This window comes from Cyanobacterium aponinum PCC 10605 (assembly GCF_000317675.1).
Taxonomy (GTDB): domain Bacteria; phylum Cyanobacteriota; class Cyanobacteriia; order Cyanobacteriales; family Cyanobacteriaceae; genus PCC-10605.
In genome coordinates this window covers 3,448,826-3,473,016 of the sequence record NC_019776.1, presented here as the reverse complement: position 1 = coordinate 3,473,016, position 24,191 = coordinate 3,448,826, and the positions used below count along the sequence as shown (strand labels likewise).

Annotated in this window: 23 protein-coding genes; 10 read left to right on the top strand and 13 right to left on the bottom strand. The window is 34.6% G+C overall.

Annotated features, from left to right (window positions below; translation table 11 throughout):
- Positions 1–8: 8 nt before the first annotated feature.
- Positions 9–698, bottom strand: coding sequence for a J domain-containing protein (locus tag CYAN10605_RS14530; protein ID WP_015220701.1), 690 nt, complete (start codon positions 696–698; stop codon positions 9–11).
- Between the two features lie 124 nt (positions 699–822).
- A complete protein-coding gene (gene cysK, locus CYAN10605_RS14525; RefSeq protein WP_015220700.1) occupies positions 823–1,764 on the bottom strand; it encodes a cysteine synthase A in 942 nt (313 codons plus the stop codon).
- A 235-nt stretch (positions 1,765–1,999) separates the two neighbouring features.
- Here cysK and CYAN10605_RS14520 point away from each other — a divergent pair, with 235 nt between their 5' ends.
- Together CYAN10605_RS14520 and CYAN10605_RS14515 are read left to right on the top strand one after the other, a co-directional pair.
- Positions 2,000–3,031 (top strand): AI-2E family transporter, encoded by a 1,032-nt coding sequence (locus CYAN10605_RS14520; RefSeq protein ID WP_015220699.1) that lies wholly within the window; start codon positions 2,000–2,002, stop codon positions 3,029–3,031.
- Between the two features lie 47 nt (positions 3,032–3,078).
- On the top strand, positions 3,079–4,023 hold the full coding sequence (locus tag CYAN10605_RS14515) for an Npun_F2552 family protein (RefSeq protein WP_015220698.1): 945 nt from the start codon (positions 3,079–3,081) through the stop codon (positions 4,021–4,023).
- Positions 4,024–4,263: 240 nt separating this feature from the next.
- Here the strand turns inward: CYAN10605_RS14515 and CYAN10605_RS14510 are convergent, their stop codons facing one another.
- The gene (locus CYAN10605_RS14510) at positions 4,264–4,665 is read right to left on the bottom strand and encodes a DUF309 domain-containing protein (RefSeq protein ID WP_015220697.1); all 402 of its coding nucleotides are present in this window, start codon (positions 4,663–4,665) and stop codon (positions 4,264–4,266) included.
- Between the two features lie 92 nt (positions 4,666–4,757).
- On the opposite strand from CYAN10605_RS14510, the gene CYAN10605_RS14505 reads away from it, so the two are divergent.
- On the top strand, positions 4,758–7,406 hold the full coding sequence (locus CYAN10605_RS14505; RefSeq protein WP_015220696.1) for a chloride channel protein: 2,649 nt from the start codon (positions 4,758–4,760) through the stop codon (positions 7,404–7,406).
- 101 nt (positions 7,407–7,507) lie between these two features.
- Here CYAN10605_RS14505 and CYAN10605_RS14500 read toward each other — a convergent pair whose 3' ends face one another.
- From CYAN10605_RS14500 to ileS, 5 genes are all read right to left on the bottom strand, one after another.
- Entirely contained in the window at positions 7,508–7,768 is a 261-nt protein-coding gene (locus CYAN10605_RS14500; RefSeq protein ID WP_015220695.1) for a Txe/YoeB family addiction module toxin, read from the bottom strand.
- Between the two features lie 2 nt (positions 7,769–7,770).
- The gene (locus CYAN10605_RS14495) at positions 7,771–8,019 is read right to left on the bottom strand and encodes a type II toxin-antitoxin system Phd/YefM family antitoxin (protein ID WP_015220694.1); all 249 of its coding nucleotides are present in this window, start codon (positions 8,017–8,019) and stop codon (positions 7,771–7,773) included.
- An 81-nt stretch (positions 8,020–8,100) separates the two neighbouring features.
- A complete protein-coding gene (locus CYAN10605_RS14490; protein ID WP_015220693.1) occupies positions 8,101–8,319 on the bottom strand; it encodes a DUF2283 domain-containing protein in 219 nt (72 codons plus the stop codon).
- On the bottom strand, positions 8,316–8,558 hold the full coding sequence (locus CYAN10605_RS14485) for a hypothetical protein (protein ID WP_015220692.1): 243 nt from the start codon (positions 8,556–8,558) through the stop codon (positions 8,316–8,318). The genes CYAN10605_RS14490 and CYAN10605_RS14485 overlap by 4 nt, the downstream gene beginning before the upstream one ends.
- A 68-nt stretch (positions 8,559–8,626) precedes the next feature.
- Positions 8,627–11,533: an isoleucine--tRNA ligase gene (ileS, locus tag CYAN10605_RS14480; protein ID WP_015220691.1), complete on the bottom strand. Its 2,907-nt coding sequence runs from the start codon at positions 11,531–11,533 to the stop codon at positions 8,627–8,629.
- A gap of 296 nt (positions 11,534–11,829) precedes the next feature.
- On the opposite strand from ileS, the gene CYAN10605_RS14475 reads away from it, so the two are divergent.
- Positions 11,830–12,330, top strand: coding sequence for an REP-associated tyrosine transposase (locus CYAN10605_RS14475; RefSeq protein WP_015220690.1), 501 nt, complete (start codon positions 11,830–11,832; stop codon positions 12,328–12,330).
- A gap of 43 nt (positions 12,331–12,373) precedes the next feature.
- On the opposite strand, the gene CYAN10605_RS14470 is transcribed toward CYAN10605_RS14475, so the two are convergent.
- Entirely contained in the window at positions 12,374–13,675 is a 1,302-nt protein-coding gene (locus CYAN10605_RS14470; RefSeq protein WP_015220689.1) for an MlaD family protein, read from the bottom strand.
- 14 nt (positions 13,676–13,689) lie between these two features.
- The gene (locus tag CYAN10605_RS14465) at positions 13,690–14,484 is read right to left on the bottom strand and encodes an ABC transporter ATP-binding protein (protein ID WP_015220688.1); all 795 of its coding nucleotides are present in this window, start codon (positions 14,482–14,484) and stop codon (positions 13,690–13,692) included.
- Between the two features lie 223 nt (positions 14,485–14,707).
- Here CYAN10605_RS14465 and CYAN10605_RS14460 point away from each other — a divergent pair, with 223 nt between their 5' ends.
- On the top strand, positions 14,708–15,259 hold the full coding sequence (locus CYAN10605_RS14460) for a DUF3172 domain-containing protein (protein ID WP_015220687.1): 552 nt from the start codon (positions 14,708–14,710) through the stop codon (positions 15,257–15,259).
- Between the two features lie 61 nt (positions 15,260–15,320).
- Here CYAN10605_RS14460 and CYAN10605_RS14455 read toward each other — a convergent pair whose 3' ends face one another.
- The 3 genes from CYAN10605_RS14455 to CYAN10605_RS14445 are packed head-to-tail and all read right to left on the bottom strand — an operon-like array spanning position 15,321 to position 19,585.
- Positions 15,321–16,385 (bottom strand): hypothetical protein, encoded by a 1,065-nt coding sequence (locus tag CYAN10605_RS14455; RefSeq protein WP_015220686.1) that lies wholly within the window; start codon positions 16,383–16,385, stop codon positions 15,321–15,323.
- Between the two features lie 17 nt (positions 16,386–16,402).
- Positions 16,403–17,395 (bottom strand): TRAFAC clade GTPase domain-containing protein, encoded by a 993-nt coding sequence (locus tag CYAN10605_RS14450; protein ID WP_015220685.1) that lies wholly within the window; start codon positions 17,393–17,395, stop codon positions 16,403–16,405.
- A gap of 27 nt (positions 17,396–17,422) precedes the next feature.
- Positions 17,423–19,585, bottom strand: a complete 2,163-nt coding sequence (locus CYAN10605_RS14445; protein ID WP_015220684.1) for a GTPase family protein — start codon at positions 19,583–19,585, stop codon at positions 17,423–17,425.
- A gap of 238 nt (positions 19,586–19,823) precedes the next feature.
- Here CYAN10605_RS14445 and glmS point away from each other — a divergent pair, with 238 nt between their 5' ends.
- The 5 genes from glmS (at position 19,824) to CYAN10605_RS17945 (ending at position 24,035) form a co-directional block, all read left to right on the top strand.
- Complete coding sequence (gene glmS / locus CYAN10605_RS14440; protein WP_015220682.1) at positions 19,824–21,701, top strand: glutamine--fructose-6-phosphate transaminase (isomerizing); 1,878 nt, start codon at positions 19,824–19,826, stop codon at positions 21,699–21,701.
- Between the two features lie 67 nt (positions 21,702–21,768).
- Positions 21,769–22,035, top strand: a complete 267-nt coding sequence (locus tag CYAN10605_RS14435; protein WP_015220681.1) for a hypothetical protein — start codon at positions 21,769–21,771, stop codon at positions 22,033–22,035.
- The gene (locus CYAN10605_RS14430) at positions 22,032–22,448 is read left to right on the top strand and encodes a type II toxin-antitoxin system VapC family toxin (protein WP_015220680.1); all 417 of its coding nucleotides are present in this window, start codon (positions 22,032–22,034) and stop codon (positions 22,446–22,448) included. The genes CYAN10605_RS14435 and CYAN10605_RS14430 overlap by 4 nt, the downstream gene beginning before the upstream one ends.
- Positions 22,449–22,611: 163 nt before the next feature.
- Positions 22,612–23,058: a hypothetical protein gene (locus CYAN10605_RS14425; RefSeq protein WP_041922539.1), complete on the top strand. Its 447-nt coding sequence runs from the start codon at positions 22,612–22,614 to the stop codon at positions 23,056–23,058.
- Positions 23,055–24,035 carry a restriction endonuclease subunit S gene (locus tag CYAN10605_RS17945; protein ID WP_015220679.1) on the top strand — a complete coding sequence of 327 codons (981 nt, stop codon included), beginning with the start codon at positions 23,055–23,057 and terminating at the stop codon, positions 24,033–24,035. The genes CYAN10605_RS14425 and CYAN10605_RS17945 overlap by 4 nt, the downstream gene beginning before the upstream one ends.
- Positions 24,036–24,191: the final 156 nt, after the last annotated feature.

Here is a 24,191-nt window from a genome sequence, read left to right as displayed (position 1 = left end):
AATAAAGACTAAATAAATTTTTCTGCCATTTCTTCAGCCACTTGATTAATTTCCTCCGCTAAGTAAAATAATTCTCTCCCTGTATGTAAATAAGATTCATCATAGGTTTGAGTAAATCTATTTAACTCTTCCAAACCGTCATTAAGATGATTTAAGCCATAATAAAGATTTGCCGCTATTCCTGCATATAAACTAGGATTTTTTTGAGAAGTCAATATATTTTGTGCTTGATTACAGGCTTGTTGACAATTTTCTAAATACTCCATAAAAAAAGACATTAACTCATCATCAAAAATATCTGCTGATAATTCTTCAATCTCCATTTCTAAGGGAGAAACAATCGAATTAATTAAGTTTTTTACAGGGAAATAAACCTCTTGTAACCACTGAAATTGAGAAAATTCTGTATCTTTTTGCTGTTGTCTATTATAGCGATAAAATTCACTAGCACTATTACTTTTACCATGACGATATTGAACAGAGTCAGCACGATTTTGTTTTAATGTTTGATCATAAATATGACGATTTTCAGGATCACTAAGTATTTCATAAGCGGCATTTAAAGAGACAATTTTTTCATGATCTGCATTATTATTTTGACTGTCAGGATGAAATTTTTTTGCTAAACGGCGATAGGCTTGTTTGATTTCCTGGGCAGAAGCATTATGTTTTATTTCTAAAATTTCGTAGTAATTCATAAACAAATTTGTCAAAAAACAATGAGTTGAAAAACCCGTCTTGGATAACGAGTAATTGTTGGTGTTGAAAAATCACCTTTGCCCAGTGCATCGTTTAACGAATACCCTTTTGACTTTCTATTAATTAATTAGGTAGGTTTTGGAATAATGGGGTGCTTAAATAACGCTCTCCAAAACTAGGTTGAATCATCACTATCAATTTACCCTCATTTTCTTTTCTTTGGGCTAATTTTATCGCCCCTGCTAACGCCGCCCCTGTAGAAATACCTGACAATATACCCTCTTCTTTAGCTAGTCTTTGCCCAAATGCGATCGCATCTTCGTCACTAACTGTAATTATTTCATCAATTAAATCAACTTTTAACACTTCAGGAATAAACCCCGCACCAATACCTTGTATCTTATGAGGTCCAGGTTTTCCACCCGATAATACAGGGCTATTTACAGGCTCAATGGCAATGGTTTTGAAATCGGGTTTTTTCTGTTTAATAACTTCACTAACCCCCGTAATTGTACCTCCTGTGCCTACTCCAGCCACAAGAAAATCAATTTTACCGTCTGTATCTTCCCAAATTTCTTCGGCGGTAGTTTGACGATGAATCGCTGGATTAGCAGGATTTTGAAATTGTTGCAACATATACGCATTAGGTAAAGTTTCCGCTATTTCTTGGGCTCTTTCAATACAACCTGCCATACCCTCCACACCGGGGGTTAACTCTAATTTTGCACCATAAGCTCTTAACATTGCCCGTCTTTCCTCACTCATGGTTTCAGGCATCGTTAAAATCAACTTATATCCTTTTGCCGCCGCCGCCATCGCTAAAGCTACACCCGTATTACCTGAGGTGGGTTCAACTAAAGTAGTTTTTCCAGGTTGAATTAATCCTTGTTTTTCGGCTTCATTAATCATATTTACCCCAATTCTGTCTTTAACAGAGGCGGAGGGATTCATTCCTTCTAATTTTATTAATATTTCTCCCACACAACCTTCTGTTTGAGGAATACGATTAAGCCTCACTAGGGGAGTGCGTCCAATCAATTCAGTAATATTATTTGCGACTTTCATGCTTTTATTTGTATGTCCAATACTAAAGTATTTTAACCTGAAGTTTTATTTAGAGTTTCAATCATTTGATAACTGATATATACTTGGTGAGGAAATATAAAAGAAAAGGGCAATTAAAAATTAGTAATTAGTAATTAATTAAAACCGTCAAACCTGACACCTGAAATCTTACACTCTAACACCCTAACTTCTGACTCCTAACTCGGTGACTTCTACTTATAGTTAGCTTATTAATATGAACTTTGGTCAATCTTTGGGATTTTTAGCTTTCCTTATTTCCCTATATATTCTTTGGCAAATTCGCCATTTACTTCTTCTCGTTTTCTCGGCAATAATTTTTGCCGTTGCTTTAAACCGCTTAGTAAAAAAGCTAGAAAATATCGGTTGGAATCGTTATCAATCTGTTTATTTAACTGTTTTAAGTCTTATTGCTATTATTTTTATTTTAGTATTACTAATTTTTCCTCCTTTTATTGATCAATTTCAGTTATTAATTAATGCCTTACCTAAAGTCCCAATTAAGATTAATGAATTAATAGAAAATATGGCGGGAGATAATTATCAAATTTTTGAAACTTTTTTAAATAATATTAATAAGATAATTAATGATAATAATTTATTACCAGCCCAAGTTATCAATAATTTTATTGCTTTATTTTCTAATTTTTTAAATGTTACTTTTCAGGTAATATTTGTTTTTGTTTTAACGGTTGTCTTTCTTCTTAATCCTCTTAAATATCGTCGTTATTTATTAAAAGTTTTTCCTGCTTTTTATCGTTATCGTATTGATGAAATTTTAAATAAAACAGAAATTGCGATCGTAAATTGGTTAGGGGGAATACTGATTAATTGTATCTTCATAGGGGTTTTAAGTGGGGTTGGTTTATTTTTTTTACAGGTAAAATTAGTTTTAGTTCATGCACTTTTAGCCGGTTTATTAAATTTTATCCCCAATATAGGACCTACTCTCAGTGTTGTTTTTCCCATCACCATTGCAGTGGTTGATTCTCCTTGGCAAATTATTCCAATTATTGTTTGGTATTTCATTATTCAAAATATTGAAAGTTATTGGTTAACTCCAAAAGTGATGGCGGATAAGGTTTCTTTGTTACCGGCGGTGACTCTTTTTGCTCAAATCTTCTTTGCTACGGTTTTTGGTTTATTAGGATTATTATTAGCTTTGCCTCTTACTGTGGTGGTAAAAACGTGGATGGAAGAAATTTTATTTAAAGATATTTTGGACAATTGGCAATTAGAAGAGGTTTAAGACTAGCATAAACTCAGAATAAAATCATTGCAATAATTATAATTATCATGACTCAAGTTTCTTTGCTCAAGGCTCAATCCTATGAATTACAAGAGTTACGTAACTCTTTAGCATCTTTATTGGCTCCTTTTGGTGGTATGTCAGCTTTCGTTAAAAAAGGCGATCGCGTCCTGCTTAAACCCAATTTATTAACTGCTTCTCGTCCAACTAAAGAATGTACTACAAGAAAAGAAATTGTTTACTGTGTTGCTCAAATGGTTATGGAGGCAGGAGGAAAACCATTTTTAGGGGATAGCCCCGCTTTTGGCAGTGCAGAAGGGGTAGCAAAAGCCAATGGTTACTTAGATTTGTGTCAAGAGTTAAATTTACCAATTATCGAATTCAATAGTCATAAATATCCTGTAGAAAATGAGAACTTTCATCATCTTCGCTTATCAAAAGAAGCAATGGAAGCCGATGTAGTTATCAACTTACCAAAAATTAAATCTCATATGCAGTTAACCATGACTATGGGGGTCAAAAATTTATTTGGTTGTGTACCGGGTAAAATGAAAGCATGGTGGCATATGGAAGCAGGAAAAGATGTCAACCGTTTTGGAGAGATGTTGGTAGAAACAGCCAAGGCAATTCAACCTAATTTGACGATTATTGATGGTATTAGCGCCCATGAAGGAAATGGTCCTAGTGCTGGTGAACCCAGAGAATTAGGCGTTTTAGGGGCTTCTGATGATGTTTTTGCCCTAGATGTTGCGATCGCATCTTTGCTCAATGTCGAGCCAGAGTTAGTACCAACCTTAAACGCACAAAAAAGACTAGGACTATGTAGTGAATTAGAAAACATTGAATTTCCCCTGCTCAAACCGCAAGAGTTGGCAATTAACGATTGGAAATTACCCTCCGCATTAATGCCTATTGATTTTGGTTTACCGAGGGTTTTAAGATCTACCTTTAAACATCTATATATTCGCTTTGTTAAAGAACCTCTATTGTAATAACCTCAGTTCGGTTTAAGAATATCAGATAAGGGTTCGGAGTTCAGAGTTTGGGGTATTGGGATATTTAGGGATAAGGTGATGAGAGGGAAGTAGGGGCGAATGGCCATTCGCCCATACAGGTGTAGGTGTTAGGGGTTTTTAATTCTTAATCCTTAAATTCTTAATTATCAACTATTCACCTTTGCCCTCCTCCTCTTGAGAGGGGATAAAGGGGGGTTTGCCTCTTGCTTTATCACATCAAGTATAAGTAATTGTCTTAATTATCGGAAAAGAGAGATTATTTTGTAGTTCTTGACTGAGCAATTTTTGACAAAAAATACTGACAGAATCGGGATCAATTTGCTGTAAAGCTAACAATAAATCATAACTTTCCTCTACCAATTTATCCACATTAATATCTAAATATTCAGGCTCATATTCCCTTAATTTACGGATACCTTCCCCCAACAAAATTACAGCCCCTTTCCAATTAATATTAGTTAAATGGTAGCAACCTACTGCCACTTGTAAAATACCTTGATAAAATGTTTTATCGGGTTCAACCGATTCCATCCAGATCGCTTCTAGGGTATCATGACAATCATAAAATTTTTGTTGATTAAACTCAGCGATCGCTTTTTGTAACTCAATATTGTCCATATATTTTAACTTTTGGGTTTTGGGCAACAATTCATCATTCACAATTCTCTAATACCCTAACATTACTAATAGCTAATTAATAAATCTCCGTCGTGGACAGCTTACCATTTCTGAAAACAGTAGTTCAAGGGCTAAACTGGTTCAAATCTCAACATTTTGCCCGAAACGCAATTTCCACTCGCTATGCCCTAGCGGAGGCTTGTTTAATCGGTATTTTTTCTGCGTTAGCCGCTTTGCTGTTAAAAGAAGGCATTAATTTTTTAGGCTCTTATCGCTTACATCTAGTTAACCAATGGGGAGCAATTTATGTATTACCTCTGTTTGGTTTAATTTTAGGTGGGATGGCAGGTTTTTTTGTGGAATCGATTTCTCCCAGTGCCGCAGGAGGAGGAATACCACAAATTAAAGCCGCTTTAGCTAGAGCGAAAGTACCATTGTCTTTTCGAGTAGCATTTGCCAAGATTGTTGGTACAATTCTAGTATTAGGAGCAGGATTAACCCTCGGAAGACGAGCCCCAACAGTGCATATTGGTGCGGCATTAGCAGGGGAATTAACTCGTTATGTGCCTACTTCTCCTGAGCATCGCCGTCAGATGATAGCGGCAGGGGCGGCGGCAGGTTTAGCGGCAGGTTTTAATACTCCTATTGCTGGTGTCATGTTTGTAGTAGAGGAGTTAATGAGAGATATATCTAATTTAACCCTTGAAACGGCCATTGTTGCTTCTTTTACTGGGGCTGTAGTTTCTCTGATTTTACAGTCATCTAATTTACAGTTACCAAACCGTATTATTGATATTGATAATTTGGTTTTTTTACCGATGGATATTCCTTTTTATCTATTACTAGGTATTGTTGCAGGAATATTGGGGGCATTATTTAATCGCAGTGTCTTATTAAGTTTACGCTGGAATGAAACATTAAAAATACCCTTAGCTTTAAGAATCGGTTTAGCAGGATTAATTTCAGGGGTAATAATTGCACTATTACCCTCTTTTTTTCAGAATAATGCTGGAATTAGAGAGTTTTTGATTCGAGGAGAATTGACAACGGCACAGATTGCCTTAGTTTTTGTCTCCCATTATATTCTTACCATTATCGCCGCAGGTAGTGGGGCACCGGGGGGATTATTTGCCCCTGCGTTAATCATGGGTTCGGCTTTGGGCTATTTAATTGGTGATTTTGAGGGTTATATTTCAGGCACGGTGGCAACTCCTACTTTTTCTTTGGTGGGAATGGGGGCATTATTTACAGGGGTTGTAAGAGTTCCAGTAACGGCGATTATTATTGTGTTTGAATTGAATGCTAATTTTAATTTAGTATTGCCTTTAATGATTAGTTGTGCTGTTGCTTATATTAGTGCCGAAACCCTTGAAAGTGGTTCTATTTATCGCTATTTACTCCGCAATATGGGCATGGAATTGGAAGAAACAGAAGATGATTATTCTTCAGAAAATAATTTTCTAGCTCATTTAACTGCTGAGGATGTGATGCAATCTCAGGTGGAAACGGTTGCTCCTGATTTGACGGTAGCGCAACTATTAGAGTTAATGAGTGTTTCCCATCATCGTGGTTTTCCTGTGGTCCAAGATGGTAAGTTAGTGGGTATTGTCACTCAATCTGATTTGGTGAAAATTAGTGCAGGAAAAAATCAAATTTCCATCGGTGAAATTATGACTAAAAATCCTGTGGTAATTAATGCAGATGCGAGTTTAACGGATGTTTTATATTTACTCAATCGCTATCAATTATCTCGTTTACCTGTTTTAGAAAATACTCGTTTGGTGGGAATTATTACTCGCACGGATATTATTCGGGCGGAGGTTAATGAGTTAAAACCTGAAGTAACGGGAAAACAAAATAAATTTTATACTATCTATCAAACTTCTTCTCCTGCAGTGGGTAAGGGTTGTATTTTAGTACCTATCGCCCCCGATGATGATTTTCGGGCTTTATTTAAAATTGCTAGTGCGATCGCATCTCAACGTCATTATGAGTTAGAATTTGTACAGGTGATCAAAGTACCAAAATATCAAGATCCTAGTACGATTAAAGTGGATGCTAGAAGCTCTCGTCATTTAATGCACACCCTCGAAAGAATGGGGCGAAAAAAGAAAATTCCTATCCATACTCGTATTGTTGTGGCTCATTATCGCAGTGGAGTAGTATTAGACATTATTAAACATAAACATATCAATATTTTGCTAATGGGATGGAAGCAAAATCATCATGGGCAGGAGTTTATTTTCTCTCGTATGATTGATAGCCTGATTAATAAAGCTGAATGTGAGTTAATTCTGGTTAAATTGGGCAAAAAACAACAGTATTATCCCTATGCTTCTCCTGATTCGGGGGGGTTTGTCTTACCTATGGGGGGAGGTCCTAATGTGCAAGAGGGGTTAAAATTAGTCCCTGCATTAATGAATATTTATGACAGAAAAACTTTACCTACTGTCTGGTTAACAAAAGTTCACTCTCCCGAAAAAACTAATATCAATTTACGTTACCTACAAAGTGCGGCTAGACAGTTACAAAAATCTATTGATACAGAAATTCATGTTTTACCCCTTGCTTCTACATCGATTGTTTCGGCTATCATTCAGGTAGCAGAAGTACATAATTCTCAACTGGTAATTCTAGGTGCTTCCCGAGATAGTCTTTTAAAACAAGCATATAAAGGTAATATACCAGAAGCGATCGCGAATAGATTGGATACAACGGTAATTATTGTTAGACTACCATAGGAGTTGAGAATTAGTAAATAAGTTAATTATGTATTTTGTTTTAATATCTAATTTGGATACTCGTTATAAAAAGAAATCCATCTTTTACAATAACAATGGGTTTATTCGTAATGTGACCACATTCTTAGAATTTCAACTGTTTTTGTTTCTCTAATAACACGATAAACTAATCTATGTTTAAGATTAATTCTGCGAGAATAACAACCTTTCAAATTACCTACTAATTTTTCATAAGAAGGGGGATTAAGAAAAGGATTTTCTCTTAAAATAGCAATTAGTTGTTTAATTTTTTCAAAAAGACCAATATTTTTTAGTTTTTCTAAGTCTTCTTGTGCTTTTTTACTTAATATTACTTCCCACACTCTTATAAACCTAAATCTTTAGCATTAACCCATTCTTCTCTAGGACTTTCTATTGCTTCTTTTATGGAATCTACATAACCTGAAATAGAATTCAGATAGATTGTTTCTTCGATCGCAGACCAATCTTCACTAGAAATCATAATAACTTCATTTTTCGTTCCCTTGATAATTACAGGTTGATGAGTTTCTGTAATTTGATCAATTAATTGGTCAAGATTTTCAGTTACTTCTGGTAGAGATAAATTATTCATCGGCTAATTATAAAATTATTTTTTATCTTATTTATTATAAATAAAAAAATATAATCAGATTTCATAAATTCTATTTTTTATTTAAGCAGGAACTTTCATAATATTAGAAGGTAATTGATTCAAAATTAATTCATTCAATTGAACTTTTTTACTAGCATTATCAATGTCAATACCTACTAAGTTACCCTTCTCATCATAGTCAAGTACAACTCCTTCCGAAATTTCCTGACTGTCAATACTAGGTTGATCTGATAAATGAATATATAAAGAATCGGTATCAGAATAATAGTTAATTTTCATAGTTTAAATCTCCTATCGGGGAAAGCATTATGGATAGTTGTTTTATTTTCTAAAGTTATTACTCGTAAAATTTTATTATCAAATTCTGGAATTATCCCCCAAAAACGAAATCGATTATTCTCTTGGGGTTCACATTTTAACGGATTTTGGATAACACGAATACACCATTCTTTTTTGAGATAAGGACGTTTTAATAAAACATCATTTTCAAAGTATTGTGTAAATTTATATTCTGACATTTACTTATTTTTGTCATGATAAATGGAGAAATATTAAGTTAGTTTATTTCTCCATGTTAACTAATAAATTAGAAATTACCCGTTAAGGCTTCTTTACATCGATCGCAGATCAAAGGTTCATCGCTAAAAGTACCCACTGTAGTAGAATAGTTCCAGCATCGATCGCACTTATGACCATCAGCATTAACAACGGCAACCTTTAAAGTAGTCTCCTCAAGCTGAATATCACCAAGATATTGACTGACACTTAAAGCGGATTCATCGGTTACTAATTCTACCTGTGAAACAAGGAGAAGATAACGCAACTCATCAACTCTGTTACCATCATTCACACCCTCACTAGGATTGAGACTTGTTAAAGTTTCCATTAACTTACCCGTAGTGTCATACATTAACACTTTAGCTTCTAAGGATGATCCGATCGCCTTTTGATTACGAGCAGTATCTAAAACCTTGTTTACCCCCGTGCGAATCTTGCGTAATTCTGCCCATTTTTGAGCAAATTCGGGGCTTTGTACCCACTTAGACTCTAGTTTGACCCAACCGCCTTCAAATACTGAATTAAAGGGCTTCTCGTAGGGGAGATTTTGCCAAATATCCTCTGCCATGTGACATAAAACAGGTGCGATCGCCCTTGCTAGATTTTCGAGAATGATTGCCATGACAGTTTGACAACTGCGACGACGGGGAGAATTTGGATCAGAAATATATAGTCTATCCTTAGCAATATCAAGGTAAAAATTAGAGAGATCAACTACACAGAAATTTTGTACTTTCTGGAAGAATTTAAAAAATTGATAACTCTCGAAGGCTTCCGTAATTTCGCTAAAAACTAAATAGGTTTCATGGAGAATATACTTATCTAATTCTGGTAAATCTTCATAACTAACTGCATCTTTTTGTGGGTCAAAATCATGTAAATTACCAATTAAAAAACGAGCAGTATTACGAATTTTACGATAAACATCTGCAAGTTGTTTGATGATATTATCACCGATGCGCACATCCCCAGAGTAATCCGTAGAAGACACCCATAAACGCAGTACATCAGCACCGTAGGGCGGTTGTTGTTTCTGATTTTTACCACCATTGATGATAAGATTGGGATCGACAACGTTACCCAATGATTTACTCATCTTCATGCCCTTTTCATCTAAGACGAAACCATGAGTTAAGACGGTTTTATAGGGGGCGATACCGTTAACTGCTACACTGGTTAATAAGCTCGACTGAAACCATCCCCGATGTTGATCAGAACCTTCTAAATACAAATCCACGGGGTATTTTAACTCCTCTCGTTGATTGGCAACCGCCGCCCAAGATGAACCAGAATCGAACCATACATCCATAGTATCCATACCTTTACGGTAGGTTTTGCCATTGTTACGATAACTTTCAGGTAATAATTCATCCACAGATAACTCCCACCAAGCATCTGAGCCTTTTTCTCTGATAATATCTCTAACGTGGTTAATCGTCTCCTCATTCAATAAGGGTTCATTTGTCTCCTCATCGTAAAACACAGGAATAGGTAAGCCCCAACTGCGTTGACGAGAGATACACCAGTCGCTTCTATCTGCAACCATCGGAGTAATACGGTTTTCTCCTTGAGAGGGAATCCATTTAACCTCTTTAATTGCCTTCAATGCCAAGTCACGGAAACCATCAACGGAGGCGAACCACTGTTCTGTAGCACGGAAAATTGTTGGTTTTTTAGTGCGCCAATCGTAGGGATATTTATGGGCGTAGGCTTCTTCTTTTAATAAGCTACCTTTTGCGGTTAAAGCGTCAATAATTGCCTGATTTGCGTCTTTTAAGACATTTAACCCTTGAAATTCTCCTGCTTCTTCCGTAAAATTCCCCTTATCATCCACTGGTGAGAGAATAGGTAAGTGATATTTTTGTCCTGTCATATAGTCTTCTAAACCATGACCGGGGGCAGTATGTACTAAACCTGTACCAGATTCTGTGGTAATATAATCACCGCCGATAACCACTGGACTTTCTCTGTCAAAGAGGGGATGCTTATAGGTGGATAATTCTAACTCTTCCCCTTTGATAACGGTTTTGATGGTTAGTTCACAATCAAGGGTATTGCTTAAACTTTCTACTAAATCTTTGGCAACGATGAGATACCTCACCCCTAACCCCTCTCCTACAAGGCGAGGAGAAATTTCTACAACTGCATAATCTAAATGTCCATTGACAGCAACAGCGAGATTACCGGGGATTGTCCAAGGAGTTGTCGTCCAGATAGCTACAGCAAGATTAGGCATAAATTCTGCTAAAGATTGAGCCTTTTCCCCTAATTTAGTTAAGGTAAAACTAGCGTAGATACTGCGAGAGGTATGCCCTTCAGGATATTCTAACTCCGCTTCTGCTAAGGCGGTTTGTGAACTTGGACTCCAATGAACTGGTTTTAAGCCTCTATAAATATAGCCATTTAATGCCATTTTGCCAAATACTTCGATTTGGGCGGCTTCGTATTCAGGTAATAAGGTTAAATAGGGGTTTTCCCAATCACCCCAAACGCCATAGCGTTTAAAACCTTCCGCTTGTTCTTGTTGGGCTTTAAGGGCGAAATCACGGGCTTTATGACGGAGAGTAATGGGGGTTAAGGCTTCTCTTTCTTTCTGCTTTAAACTTTGTAATACCTTAAGTTCGATCGGCAAACCATGACAGTCCCAACCGGGTACATAGCGAACTTTATGACCTTGTAATAATTTATATTTATTAATAATATCTTTGAGAACTTTGTTTAAGGCATGACCCATGTGTAAGCTACCATTAGCGTAAGGAGGTCCATCGTGAAGGATAAAAAGGTCTTTAGGGTTATTTTGAGCTAATTTCTCATAAACTTGCTCTTTTGCCCAAAATTCTTGTAATTCTGGCTCTTTTTTAACGGCATTGGCTCTCATGTCAAAGCCTGTTTTTGGTAAATTTACTGTATCTTTATAGCTTTTCTGTTCAGTCACGATCGCATCCTTGAGTTAATATAATATTTTCACATTCTGCTATTGTATTGCGAACTAGGCTCATCTCTCAATCACAACATCGTAATACTAATTGTGAAACAGGCATCCTGTCTGTTGTAAAAACCAAATCAATAGTAGTAGCAACCGTGAAACAGATATCCTGCCTGTGTTGGTTATAACCTAAAAAGCTATTCCACAAATTGTCTCTTAAATTATTATTGGTTACAGCCTAGAAGGCTGTTCCACAAATTGGATTATATATTATAAAATTGGGAAATTAATGTTTGTGATAATCTATGGATTTGAGTGATTCTTCTCTGAAAATTAAAAGAAGATTTTTGCCTCATTGGGAGTTAGATGGTTCAATTTATTTTATTACTTTTAATACTTATCAGCATTTAGAATTAAATCCTTCTGCTAGAGAAATTGTTTTAAATTGTTGTTTATTTTTCGATGAAAGTCGCCATCAAAATGATAAAAGATACCATACTTTTACTATAGTAATTATGCCAGATCATGTTCACTGGTTAATGCAACCTTTACCTAAGTCTAATGGCGAATATTGGTCTCTTAGTAGTATTCTTCATAGCGTTAAGAGTTATAGTTCCAAACAAATTCCGAAAGTGATGAATCATCAGGGTATAGTATGGCAAGATGAAAGGTTCGATCGCATCATGAGAAATGAAAAGGAATTTTTGAATACTTGGCAATATATTCAACTAAATCCTGTTAAAGCAAATTTGGCAAAGACTCCAGAAGAATATCCTTTTTTTTGGCAGGAAACTCACACAGGCTAGAAGCCCGTTTCACGATAAATTTAGTTAGTTGATAATTTAATTTTTATTTTGTTATTGTTTCTATGGTATTTGGGAGTTTCTGGGAAGTAATGCCCCATTTATCTTTACTGCTTTTGGCGGTTTCTTTGTCTAATTCTTCCAATAAAATGGCTAATTCTACTTGTTTTTCCAATAAATCTGTATAAGAAACCAAATTACTTAAACCATCTACTAAATTCTTTAAATTGCGTCTAAATTGGGGATCTCCTGTAAATTGATCTATATCTGATGTAATTTTAGCGGTATTGGCAAAGGTAACTCTAGCAGAGTCAAGGGTTTGTTGTAGGGTAGCGAGGTTTGTTGGGTTATTTAATTCATCGGCAATGGTTTTTAAATCACTACTAATTTGAGCAAGGTTTTCACTGGTTGTGCCTAGGTTTTGAGTAATTTTTTGTACATCTTTTTCATCTATTTTTGCCACTAAGTTATTAGTTGTTTGGGCAACCTGACTAATATCAGTAGCTGTTTGACTCAAGGATGCGATCGCATTTTGAAAATCAGTTTTATTATCAGCAATAATTTGATTAAGATTAGAGGCTAAAAGATTAATTTGAATAGCGGTATTAGTATATTCAGACCCTAATTTCTCAATTTGAGTGGTAGCAGTATTAGCGGTATTTGACAAAGTATTGGCGGTGTTTGATAAGCTATCGGCAGTCCTTCCAATACTGGTAAAAGTATTCGAGATAGTATCCATTTCTTTTTGAACTCTGTTAGTAACTCCTGTAACTTCTTGAGTTAAAACAATAAACTGCTCTGTAGCTTTGTTGGTATTATCAACAGCAGTATTCAGATTCTCAAAAAAAGTTTCATCATCAAAACTATCTGCCAATCGAGCTAAACTTTCGATCAAATCAGGACTAGCTTGAGCGGGTATTTTCTCGTTATTACACAATATCAACTGTTTTTGCTCACATTCTTTTCCTAAAGGATTAATATCTTCTCCTACGTTGCTTAAAACCCCTTGAGGAATAATATTAACACTCACTTCTCCCAATAAACCAGAGCGAGTAGTAGAAACAATTACATCTCTGGGGATGGGTAATTTATTATTAATTTCCGTCCACACTTCCACCCCATTACTTGTGGGCTGAATCGAAGCCACTCGCCCCACTGCTACTCCCCGAAAAAAGACCCTTGCACCTTCCCTTAAACCTCCAGCATTTTCAAACATCAATTTTATTTGATAATTACTGCCCCTTAATTGATCTTTTTTCAAGAAAAAAACTATACCCCCAAAAACCAGTAAACCGAGCAATAAAAACAAGCCCACAGAACCTTCTCTCATTAACCTTGAACGAATCATTAATAACCCCCAATTTATTGACTAATAACTTTAATCGGTCCTTGTGTGTTAGCACTAAAAAACTGACGTACTAAAGGATTCTCGGTAGTATCAATGTCTTTGACATTACCTTGCCATTGAATTTTACCATCATATAGGAAAGCGAGGCGATCGCCTGTTCTGCGAATCGTACTTTCTTGGTGAGAAACCATGACATAAGCACAAGATTCACAAACACTACTTTTAAGAGTACGCACAAGATCTTCTACCACCGTTGAAGCAATAGGATCTAATCCTGCAGTAGGCTCATCATACAAGATCACGTCAGGTCTTTCAAAGGGTTTTTCTGGATTGTAAATAACAGCCCTCGCAAAACTAACTCTTTTACGCATTCCCCCCGACAATTCTGCTGGAAAGAGATTCCCCGTAGAAGGAGGTAAACCCACCATTTCTAAAGCTCGATCGACCAATTGACTGATATAGTCATAATCAAGGTCAGAATGTTGATAAAGGGAAAAACCGACATTTTCTCTTACACTCAAAGAATCAAAAAGGGCGGCTTGTTGGAAAACCATGCTTATATGAATAGGATAATCCCCATCATCAATTAAACTGACTCTCTTTTCCCCTTTAATATAAATCTCTCCCGCATCGGGTTGCATAAAACCTGCGATTAATCTTAAGATGGTTGACTTGCCCGTGCCACTAGGGCCAATTACCACTAAAGCATCTCCCTCGTAAATTTTCAAATCGGCATCTTTGAGAATAACTTTATTCCCGAAAGCCTTGCTAACTCCTCTTAATTCTATTAGTGGTTCTTGTGCGGTCATTCCATTACTCTTAAATTCTTGACAACAACTAATTAATAATAAATAAAAAATACTTTTACAGTCTTAATTTTATACATCTTTTGAAATTTGTATCACTTTAGATTTTAATATTTATTTGTTTAGCAAGCTCTTAATGGTGAATAGTTTATAACTGGTAATGGTTTTAGAATGGAAAAGGAATAAGTTATCATGACTAGAAGTATAAAACTTTAACATACAAGGTATGAACCGCAGACCAAAATCTTCCTATTCCCGTTATTCTGAACCCCCAAGCCGTAAAAGTACAAAATCATCTCCTTTGGAAAATATTAACTATACTCTTGCCGCTATCTGTGCAGGTATCTTTATATTGGGGGTAGGAGTTGGTATTGCCTTAAGTTCTGGCCAAACTATAAGTACTCAAAATGTAGCATCAAGGGAGGTGATCGATCGCAGCGCTCCGAATCCCGAAATTTGTGTACAATTTGGAGCAAGTGCCATTGTTTCTGATTTAAGGGTATTTGTCACTCTAAATCCCTTTAATGTGTATGTAACTCAACCTAATATGCGTCCGGGGTGTGTTTTGAAAAGAAATAACTGGTCTATTTTAGAGCAAAGACGCTTAGTCAGTGATAATGATGTGAGACAGTGTAAAAATAGAATGAATACTTTTGGTTTCACTGGTACATTAGAAAGCTCTCCCAAAATCGACTGTATTTATCAGAATGACAGTGCCGGGAATCTATTTTTAAATCCAGAAGGGGCAGTTAATCCTCAAGGAGTTCAAGATTTTTAAATTGTCAAAAAAATCCTCGATCTCAATAATGCCCCACAGAATAATAGTACAAACAGCCAGTTTAATTAATTCTTTCAATACTATCACTCAAGCGTTGTTGTACTTTTGCCATCTCTGTTTCGTATTTAGAGGTAGCTTTAAAAATATCGTCATTAAATTGTTTTTGTGCTTCCATAAATGCCTTCTCAAATTTATCTTTTGCGGTAACAATATCATTTTCTAAATTGGTTGTTAGTTTTTCCACATCTGTTTTGGATTTATCAATTACTGACTGTAAATTTTCAATTTGATTGATTTTTTTTTCTAGTTCATTAATTTTATAAAGTAAAAAGGCATTACTTACTAGAAGGAGGACCAAAATTATCGAGAATATATTTAATAGTGTTCTTTCCGTTTTGTTGGATTTCGTCAATGATTTCTCCGAATCCGTAAATGATTTTGTTGATATTTGAGAAGTCTGTTTTTTCGTCTTTTTTTCATTTACTACAGGTTTTTTATTTTTATTTTCTAAAATAATCCATCCTTCACTAGAAATATTATTAGATAATCCACGCCACGGCTTTGCTTCCTCAAAAGTTTTTTGTGATTTGCTGTTAGTAATAAACACTAATAAACCCTTTTCCTTCGGTAAGCTACAGCTTTTTATCTCATCAATTAATTCTTGTTTATATTTGTCTAAATTACCAATTTTATAAATCAACCTTGCAGAATTTAAAGCATTACTTTCAAGATTATTATTACCAATACTCTCAATTTTTTGGTAATCAATTTTAATTTCTGGTGTCTCCGTAATGGCGTCAGCAATATCTTTTTCTAATCCATCTTTAGCTGTTAAGTATTCATAAATAATCGCCCTGATTTTAGCTTCTTCATCATTATCGTCAATCCAAATTAAAGAATTACGAATTGGACGAGTACGGTTATCAATTCTACCGCTTTTTAAAGCAGTTATTGCCAGAATTAATTGCCTTGATTCACGATATAAAACTAGAGATTCGAATTCAGTGTCTGCCAATTTTTTTACTAATTCAGGCAGTTGAGGTAATTGTTTTTTATTACTTTCTAAAGCATCAAACCAGTTATAAACTTCAGATGTTCCACGAGTTTCAATAAAAATTTTGCTCATAATATTTAATTTATGATTTAATTAATGGTTAATAAGTTTGCTCCTTGAAAAATGGTAAATGCTCCATTATTTCTACACCCGTTAGAAAATTCACTCATGGCATTGAGAAAAGTTTTGTCTCGATCGAGCATCATAAAAATTAATTCGAGAAAAGACATTTTACGTTTTTGTAGGTGAAGTTTTAATAAAAATCTGAGTAAATAACGAAGGGGTTGATCACTATTTTTTGGCTCATAAAAAAGGTTGGGATTAGGCTTCCGAAAATAGAAAATGGGTTGATGATTTTGATCTTCTTCTACCCTAGAAAAATCAACACTACCCAATGTTTCTACGGGAGTCATCACTACTGCAACATGAGGAACGAGAGCATCACTACGGAAAAAACTGAGCAAGTTGCTATATTTTTCTTGTATAGTTGTTACTAATTGATTTTCTCCCGTGCTTTCCCGTAAATATTTTTCACATTTAACAGGAGCAAAAATTACCAATTTAGGGGAATCAAGATCGGCAAAACTACTTTTAAATAAATCATAAATAACTTGAGGTTGATTTAATTCCTCATGCCATTGACTATTATTTTCTATTAAAGCAGGAGTATCGATGGCAATAATAATAGCTACAGATTCCTTGATAAATTTTTCTACTTCCTGTAAATTTTCATTTACACAATAGTCACCAGGATAGTCTTGAAATTGCAACTCAATGGAAGGAGTAACTCCTGTTTTTCCCAAATCGAAATTATAGGTTCTTGCTGTTGTGGTGGATTCTAATCCTCCTCTAATTTTAATGCTATTTTGTTGGGCGGATTCTTTTAATTGCTTTAAACGTTGATCTAAAATAGTTTTGGTATCATCATCAGGAGTTAATTGTAAATTAGTTTTCCCAATAATCTGGTCAAACTGATCATACATGGCACATAAAAGACTTGTTTTTCCCACTCCCGCATGACCTAGCATTGTTACTTTAAGAGTCTGTTTTTTGATTAGGGGTTGCAATATTCTTGAAAGCATAATTTTTGTTCCTTAATTAATCATGAGTTATTGAAGTAAAGAAGAATTGATACTTTCTGTTTCTTCTATTAATTGAATCCACTGTTGACGTAAACGGGTATTATCTCCCAAAATTTGAAACGTATCAGTCCAAATATCCGCTCTGTAAGTCAATAAAAACTTACGCCATTGTCTTTGAGCATCTTTACTTCTCAAAACTAAATCAACAAATTCCTCCACGATGGCAAAAGCCGCTTGACTTGGTACTCTTAAAAAATTATTATCAAGAGCGTTTTTACACTGATAAACTGTTTCTTTGTATAGTTCTTGCAGATTATCTAAAACATCTTGCTCTTTTCCTCCTTTTGGTAAAGGACTATTATCCTGTTTTAAATTATCCAAATTTCCTCGAATATGGTATTGAATTAAACCTCGATAAGATAACTCAAAATTAGCCAGAACAGTAAAACCTTCATGTAAAGTTGAAGATTCTTGAGGAATTAAATGTGCAATATCTGCTAAAAATTTACTACCACGATGAGAACTTAACCCCTTTAAATTACATTTATCAGCTAACAAATTTGTTATTTCTATTTTTAATTCTTCAATGGATTTTTTTAACCCATCATCTAAGTTAAGAAAACGACGAGACAAACCAGTTCTAACCTCATCAATATAGTAACCATAGGCACGGGCATAATCCCCTTCTTTATTTTTTCTCCGTTTTATTTCTTCTAAACTAGGAAAGATACTTTGATCTTTTTGGCACTCTTGAAAAACAGCTTCTACTTGTTCTTTAAAATAATCATCTTGATCATTTCTTTTTTCTCTCAAAACCTCTAACAAATCAGTTAAATCATTGGTTATGTTATCCCAAAAATCATAAAAAAGATCATCAAATTTTGACTCAGATTCAACACTGTCAACTTTATTTAATGTCTGTTTTGCTTTCTGTAATTCTCCTTTAATTGTTAACTGTAAATCAGCTAGTTGATCATAAAAAACTGTGACGTATTTTTGATCTAACTGGTTAATATTGTTACTTAAATAATCAAGAGTTTTTTCTAAAATTTTCTCGTTTACTTCTTCAGGATTCGCACAGTTGGCAATGATATAATCACTAACGTGAATGTGTTTTTCTGTCATGGATTCAATTAAATCTTGGCAGTTAGCGGAATTATCACCATACTTTGAATCCTTATTAGTTTGATTTAACACCATAAATGACCATAATTTTACGGGCAAATCAACTAAAGAAGCATTGACAGTATCGTAAAGTTTAACATCCACATCCGCCCAATAATCTCCCGAAGGTTTAGGCATTTTCACAAACAAGACAAAATCTACGTCTTCAGCTAAAGTTTGAATCATTCTTGTTTCATCACCAATGCCAGTATCTCCTAACCCCGGCATATCCACTACGGCAATTTGCCCTACTTCTTTGTTAGGAAATTGACAAACTATTTTGACTTCTTTAACAGCTAAATAGTTGAAATAAATACGCTCTCCGTTTTCGTCATCTTGGGCTACATATTGGCGAATTTCCTCTTGACGGATATTGCGAGGAGAAGGGGATTTTAAGAGATGACTATACTCGGAAAAATGGATGTGATAACGTTTTAAGTGTTCGTATTTAGCTTGATTTTCAGAGCCTTCTAATCTCAGTGTCGGTAAGGGATTATTGGCAAAATCTTGAATGGAAATGGGACTTTTTCCTAAATCTAAGGTTGTATAGTAAGGATAGATAATTTCGTGAAGAAAACTGCGTTCTGTATAAAACCATACTTCGCCGTAGGTTTCCACATGGGGATTATGATGAATAGTACTACGAACACCTGTACAATGTTGGCGATCGCCATCGGGTATTTCTCCTGAGACTAAACCCGTGATACTTTGTAATAATCGACTTTTACCTTGTCTAGCACGTCCTACTACCCCTATATTGAGAGTTTCTCTTTGAAAACGACTAGATAGTTTACTGAGTTTTTCTAACAATTCCAGTATTTTTGTTTTGGAGTCACTGAAATTGATTTCTTGTAATTTACTCAATACCTTTTCGTCTTGGGTTTTGAATTGTAACTGATTACGATAATCTTCGAGTTTATGCCAAGTAATCTGTAAGTGATTCAGGTTTTCTTCTACTGTTGTCAATTTTTGAGCGAGAGGTTGACGCAGAGAGATTATTTCTTGGATTTTTTGACTTTTATTCATGAGCATTATTGAGTCATAATAAAAAATTATACACTGTTTTGTATAATTAATATTTCATTTTGTTAAATGTCCCATTAAAGTTGATTTAAATAATTAAGTAAAATAATTAATGACTTTACCAAGAGAGCAACCGAAAGCAAAAGAACTAAATTTTAAACAAAAATGTTTTGGATTAATGAGTTATAGTCAATTTTTTATGCTTATAATGTATCAAAATTAAGATTATTGGGATAAAGTTATGTGTGGAATTGTTGGTTATATAGGAACACAAGGCGCGATCGAAATTTTGGTGAGCGGTTTAGAAAAACTAGAATACAGAGGGTATGATTCTGCGGGAGTTGCAACAATTGTCGAGGGGGAAATTCATTCTGTTAGGGCAAAAGGAAAACTATATAACCTCCGCACAAAACTAGAAAAAGAAACCAATATCTCACAAATTGGTATCGGGCATACAAGATGGGCAACTCATGGTAAACCAGAGGAATATAACGCCCATCCCCACCGAGATAATAAAGGTAGATTCGCAGTGGTGCAAAATGGCATTGTCGAAAACTATCAAGAATTGAAGCAGGAATTAATTAGTAAAGGACATGAGTTTATTTCGGATACCGATACAGAAGTTATCCCTCATCTTATTGCCGAATATTATAACCCTGAAAGTAATGATCCTTTTATGGATGCAGTGAATAAAGCTGTTACCCGTTTAGATGGAGCTTTTGCCATTGGGGTGTTATGTGCAGATTTTCCCGATGAGTTAATTGTTGCTCGTCAAAGCGCACCTTTAACCATTGGATTTGGGCAGGGAGAATTTTTCTGTGCTTCCGACGTTACAGCCCTTGTGCATCACACCAACACGGTTTTATCCTTAGATAATGGGGAAATTGCCCGTTTAACGCCGTTAGGGGTAGAAATTTACGACTTTACAGGCAAACGCTTACGGAAAAACCCTCGTACCCTCGATTGGAGTCCTGTAACTGTTGAAAAACAAGGTTATCGCCACTTTATGCTCAAAGAAATTCATGAGCAACCTTCAGTAGTACGTACCTGTTTAGAAGCCTACATTAATCCCGACTGGCATTCCCAAAACAGTGACGAGGAAAACCCCATTACCCTCAATCTCAAGCCTGAAATTTATGAAGATTTAGAACATATCCAGATTGTAGCTTGTGGTACTTCTTGGCACGCAAGTTTAGTGGGTAAATATTTATTAGAACAAATAGCACAAATTCCTACTTTTGTCCAATATGCTTCAGAATATCGTTATGCCCCTTCCCCAATGATGCGTAATACAATTACAATCGGTGTTACCCAGTCAGGAGAAACGGCTGATACCATTGCGGCTCTCGAGATGGAGCGTCAAAGACGTTCTAGTTGCGATCGCACCTATCAAGCTCGTATTTTAGGTATTACAAATCGTCCTGAAAGTACGTTAGGGGGCATGGTAGATCAAGTAATTAACACTTATGCAGGTATCGAGATTGGAGTAGCGGCAACTAAAACTTTTGTGGCTCAAGTGATTGCTTTTTATATCCTTGCTTTAGATTTAGCGGGGCGAAGAAAAACCATTACTCCTTCACGCATGGAGGAGATATTAAAAGGATTACTGCAATTACCCACTCAAATCGAGCAGATTATCCACTCAGAAGAGCCAAAAATCAGAGATTTAGCCCATCAGTTTCCTGATACCAAAGATTTTATCTTCCTCGGTAGAGGTATCAATTTCCCCATTGCCTTAGAAGGTGCGTTAAAACTCAAAGAAATTAGCTATATTCACGCTGAAGGCTATCCTGCTGGTGAAATGAAACATGGTCCGATCGCACTTTTAGATGCTCATGTACCCGTAGTTGCGATCGCCATGGGGGGAAGTGTATATGAGAAGGTGATTTCCAATGCTCAGGAAGCGAAGGCAAGGGATGCTCGTTTAATCGGTGTTTTACCTCAAAACCATCATGAGGATATGTTTCAAGATACTTTAATTGTGCCTGAAGTGGATGAAATCTTATCTCCTATCTTGGCGGTGATACCCTTGCAATTGTTATCTTATTATATTGCATCCATGCGCGGTTTAGACGTGGATCAACCTCGTAATTTGGCGAAATCCGTTACAGTAGAATAATCCTATGGGCGGTGCGATCGCCCCTGTGATAAGGGAATAAAGTTGTATAATTTTAAATTAAGTGATCATGGAAGCAACAAAAGTTATTGGGATGATTGATAATCAAGGACAATTAATTATTAAAGAAAAGATTAATTTAAGTCCGGGTAAAGTAGAAATTGTTATCTTAAAATCTGAAAATATAAATATCCAAGATAACGAGAAAAAAGAATCAAAGATTAAATTTAAAAACCAAACTTTTAGAGATTTATTAGAAAATCAAAATCCCACCGATGAAAATTATGATGTTGATGAGCAAAAATGGAGTTATTTAAAAGAAAAACATAACCTATGAAAGTTTTAATTGATACTAACATTATTCTTGATTTGGCATTAATTAGAAAGCCTTTTTATCAAGAAGCAGATGAAATTTTTACTTTCATTGAACAAGGTAAAATCACTGCTTTTATTAGTGCAACTACGTTTACTGATATTTATTATATTCTCCGAAAACAAAAGGGAAAATATTGGACTTTTGAATTTTTACAACGGTTAAGTGCTTTATGTAAAATTAATCCTATTACAGAAGAAGTTATTATTAAGGCTATCAATAATAGTTATAAAGATTTTGAGGATGATATTCAATATTATTCAGCAATTATTAATAATCTTAATGTGATCGTCACTCGTAATATCAAAGATTTTCCTAAAGATAATATCACTATTTTACAACCAGAAGAATTAATTTTTATTCTGACAGAGCAATAAAGTTATATAATTTTAAATGAAGTCGTATATTAAAAAACAAAGTTAATAAATTTGTGATTGATAAAGATAACCTTAAACAAGTATTAATTAATCTTGGATTTATAGCCAGTGAAAAAGAGAATATTTTAAAAAAAGAATTTCCTGTAGTGGAAGGGCGGATATTATGGTTAAAGATAATTCGGGTAAATCTTTGTTAATTATTGAGTGTAAAACCGCAGGAAATGAATTTGATAATGAATGGAAAAAAACATTAATTAATGGTAGACAAATTTTTTCCTATGCTAAACAAGCAGGAAGCACTCAATTTATTGCCCTTTATACCTCTGATTTGGTAGATGAAAAGATTACTTTTAACTATTATTTAATTACCCTTAAAGATAATGAAAAACTCTTAGAAGAAATAGCTGAGAAAGAACCATTATCTTATGAAAAAGCTAAACTTTTAGATAAAGAAGATATTTATCAAGCATGGAAAGAAACTTATAATCAAGATTTCGCTACTAAGGGAATTTTTGAGGATGATATACCTGCTTATGAAATCGGTAAAACTAAATATTCTTTAGCGGATTTAACCACTATTAACAGTAATGATATTCAAGGAATTATTTGAATGAACCTACAGTATGGACAACTCAAGTTACAAAAGAAGCTAATAAAGATGATTTACTTATTAGTGTACGCGCACCTTTAGGAGATGTCAATTTTAATCCTTTTGATAAAATATGTATTGGTAGAGGTTTGGCGGCAATTCAACATGAAAGTTTATTACTGAAAAAGTATCTTTTTGAATATTTGGTTAGTCATCAATTTCTTTTTGAAGGTTATAAAGGAGCAACTTTTGAGGCTATTTCAACAGATGATTTGAGACAAATAAAAATCCCTTTACCTCCCCTCGAAATTCAAGAGGAAATAGTTAAAGCCTGTCAAGTTATTGATGAAGAATTTGAGAAAGCAGAAACTATTATTAAAAGTGAAAAAGAAAAGATTGAAAATTTAATGAAACAAACTCTTGACACATTTAATAATAAAGATTACCAAATAACGATTGGTAACTTAACGGAAACATCATCAGGAGGCACTCCAAAATCATCAAATTCATTATATTATCAAGGTGGTAAAATTCCTTGGATCAATAGTGGAGAAGTTGCAAAAGGTGAAATATATTATGCTGAGAAATTTATCACAGATTTAGGTTTACAAAATTCCAATGCTAAAATTTTTCCCGAAGAAACAGTTTTATTAGCAATGTATGGGGCAACTGCTGGTAAATGTGCAGTATTAAAAATCAAAGCATCAACTAATCAAGCTATATGTGGAATTTTTCCTAATGATGAATTTATCTCTAAATTTTTAAAATATCAGTTAGATTTTATGTATGAGGATATTTTAGGATTAAGACATGGTATCGCTAGAGAAAATTTGTCGCAAGAAATAATCAAAAATATTTTAGTTATTATTCCCCCCAAAGAAAAACAACAAGAAATCATCTTTGAAATTGAAAAATGTGAGGCAAAAATTAAAGAAGCTCAAATAATAATTAACGGTATTGCTAAGAGAAAAGAAGCGGTAATTTATCAATATTTATAGCTAGATTATTAACTTTATTGATGTTAACTTAGTCATAAAAAAACAAGGTAGATTTCAGGGATTATTTTCCCCTTTCTTTAATGTTTTGAGATAATAGAGTGCGATCAAGTTTTCCATTGGTTAGTACAAAAATTCATGGAAAATAATTACTAATCC

Excerpts from the sequence above, each read along its gene's own strand:
- CYAN10605_RS14530 (WP_015220701.1), bottom strand. The coding sequence starts at position 698 with ATGAATTACTACGAAATTTTAGAAATAAAACATAATGCTTCTGCCCAG.
- cysK (WP_015220700.1), bottom strand. The coding sequence starts at position 1,764 with ATGAAAGTCGCAAATAATATTACTGAATTGATTGGACGCACTCCCCTA.
- CYAN10605_RS14520 (WP_015220699.1), top strand. The coding sequence starts at position 2,000 with ATGAACTTTGGTCAATCTTTGGGATTTTTAGCTTTCCTTATTTCCCTA.
- CYAN10605_RS14515 (WP_015220698.1), top strand. The coding sequence starts at position 3,079 with ATGACTCAAGTTTCTTTGCTCAAGGCTCAATCCTATGAATTACAAGAG.
- CYAN10605_RS14510 (WP_015220697.1), bottom strand. The coding sequence starts at position 4,665 with ATGGACAATATTGAGTTACAAAAAGCGATCGCTGAGTTTAATCAACAA.
- CYAN10605_RS14495 (WP_015220694.1), bottom strand. The coding sequence starts at position 8,019 with ATGAATAATTTATCTCTACCAGAAGTAACTGAAAATCTTGACCAATTA.
- CYAN10605_RS14490 (WP_015220693.1), bottom strand. The coding sequence starts at position 8,319 with ATGAAAATTAACTATTATTCTGATACCGATTCTTTATATATTCATTTA.
- CYAN10605_RS14485 (WP_015220692.1), bottom strand. The coding sequence starts at position 8,558 with ATGTCAGAATATAAATTTACACAATACTTTGAAAATGATGTTTTATTA.
- CYAN10605_RS14475 (WP_015220690.1), top strand. The coding sequence starts at position 11,830 with ATGGATTTGAGTGATTCTTCTCTGAAAATTAAAAGAAGATTTTTGCCT.
- CYAN10605_RS14470 (WP_015220689.1), bottom strand. The coding sequence starts at position 13,675 with ATGATTCGTTCAAGGTTAATGAGAGAAGGTTCTGTGGGCTTGTTTTTA.
- CYAN10605_RS14465 (WP_015220688.1), bottom strand. The coding sequence starts at position 14,484 with ATGACCGCACAAGAACCACTAATAGAATTAAGAGGAGTTAGCAAGGCT.
- CYAN10605_RS14460 (WP_015220687.1), top strand. The coding sequence starts at position 14,708 with ATGAACCGCAGACCAAAATCTTCCTATTCCCGTTATTCTGAACCCCCA.
- CYAN10605_RS14455 (WP_015220686.1), bottom strand. The coding sequence starts at position 16,385 with ATGAGCAAAATTTTTATTGAAACTCGTGGAACATCTGAAGTTTATAAC.
- CYAN10605_RS14450 (WP_015220685.1), bottom strand. The coding sequence starts at position 17,395 with ATGCTTTCAAGAATATTGCAACCCCTAATCAAAAAACAGACTCTTAAA.
- CYAN10605_RS14445 (WP_015220684.1), bottom strand. The coding sequence starts at position 19,585 with ATGAATAAAAGTCAAAAAATCCAAGAAATAATCTCTCTGCGTCAACCT.
- glmS (WP_015220682.1), top strand. The coding sequence starts at position 19,824 with ATGTGTGGAATTGTTGGTTATATAGGAACACAAGGCGCGATCGAAATT.
- CYAN10605_RS14435 (WP_015220681.1), top strand. The coding sequence starts at position 21,769 with ATGGAAGCAACAAAAGTTATTGGGATGATTGATAATCAAGGACAATTA.
- CYAN10605_RS14430 (WP_015220680.1), top strand. The coding sequence starts at position 22,032 with ATGAAAGTTTTAATTGATACTAACATTATTCTTGATTTGGCATTAATT.
- CYAN10605_RS14425 (WP_041922539.1), top strand. The coding sequence starts at position 22,612 with ATGGTTAAAGATAATTCGGGTAAATCTTTGTTAATTATTGAGTGTAAA.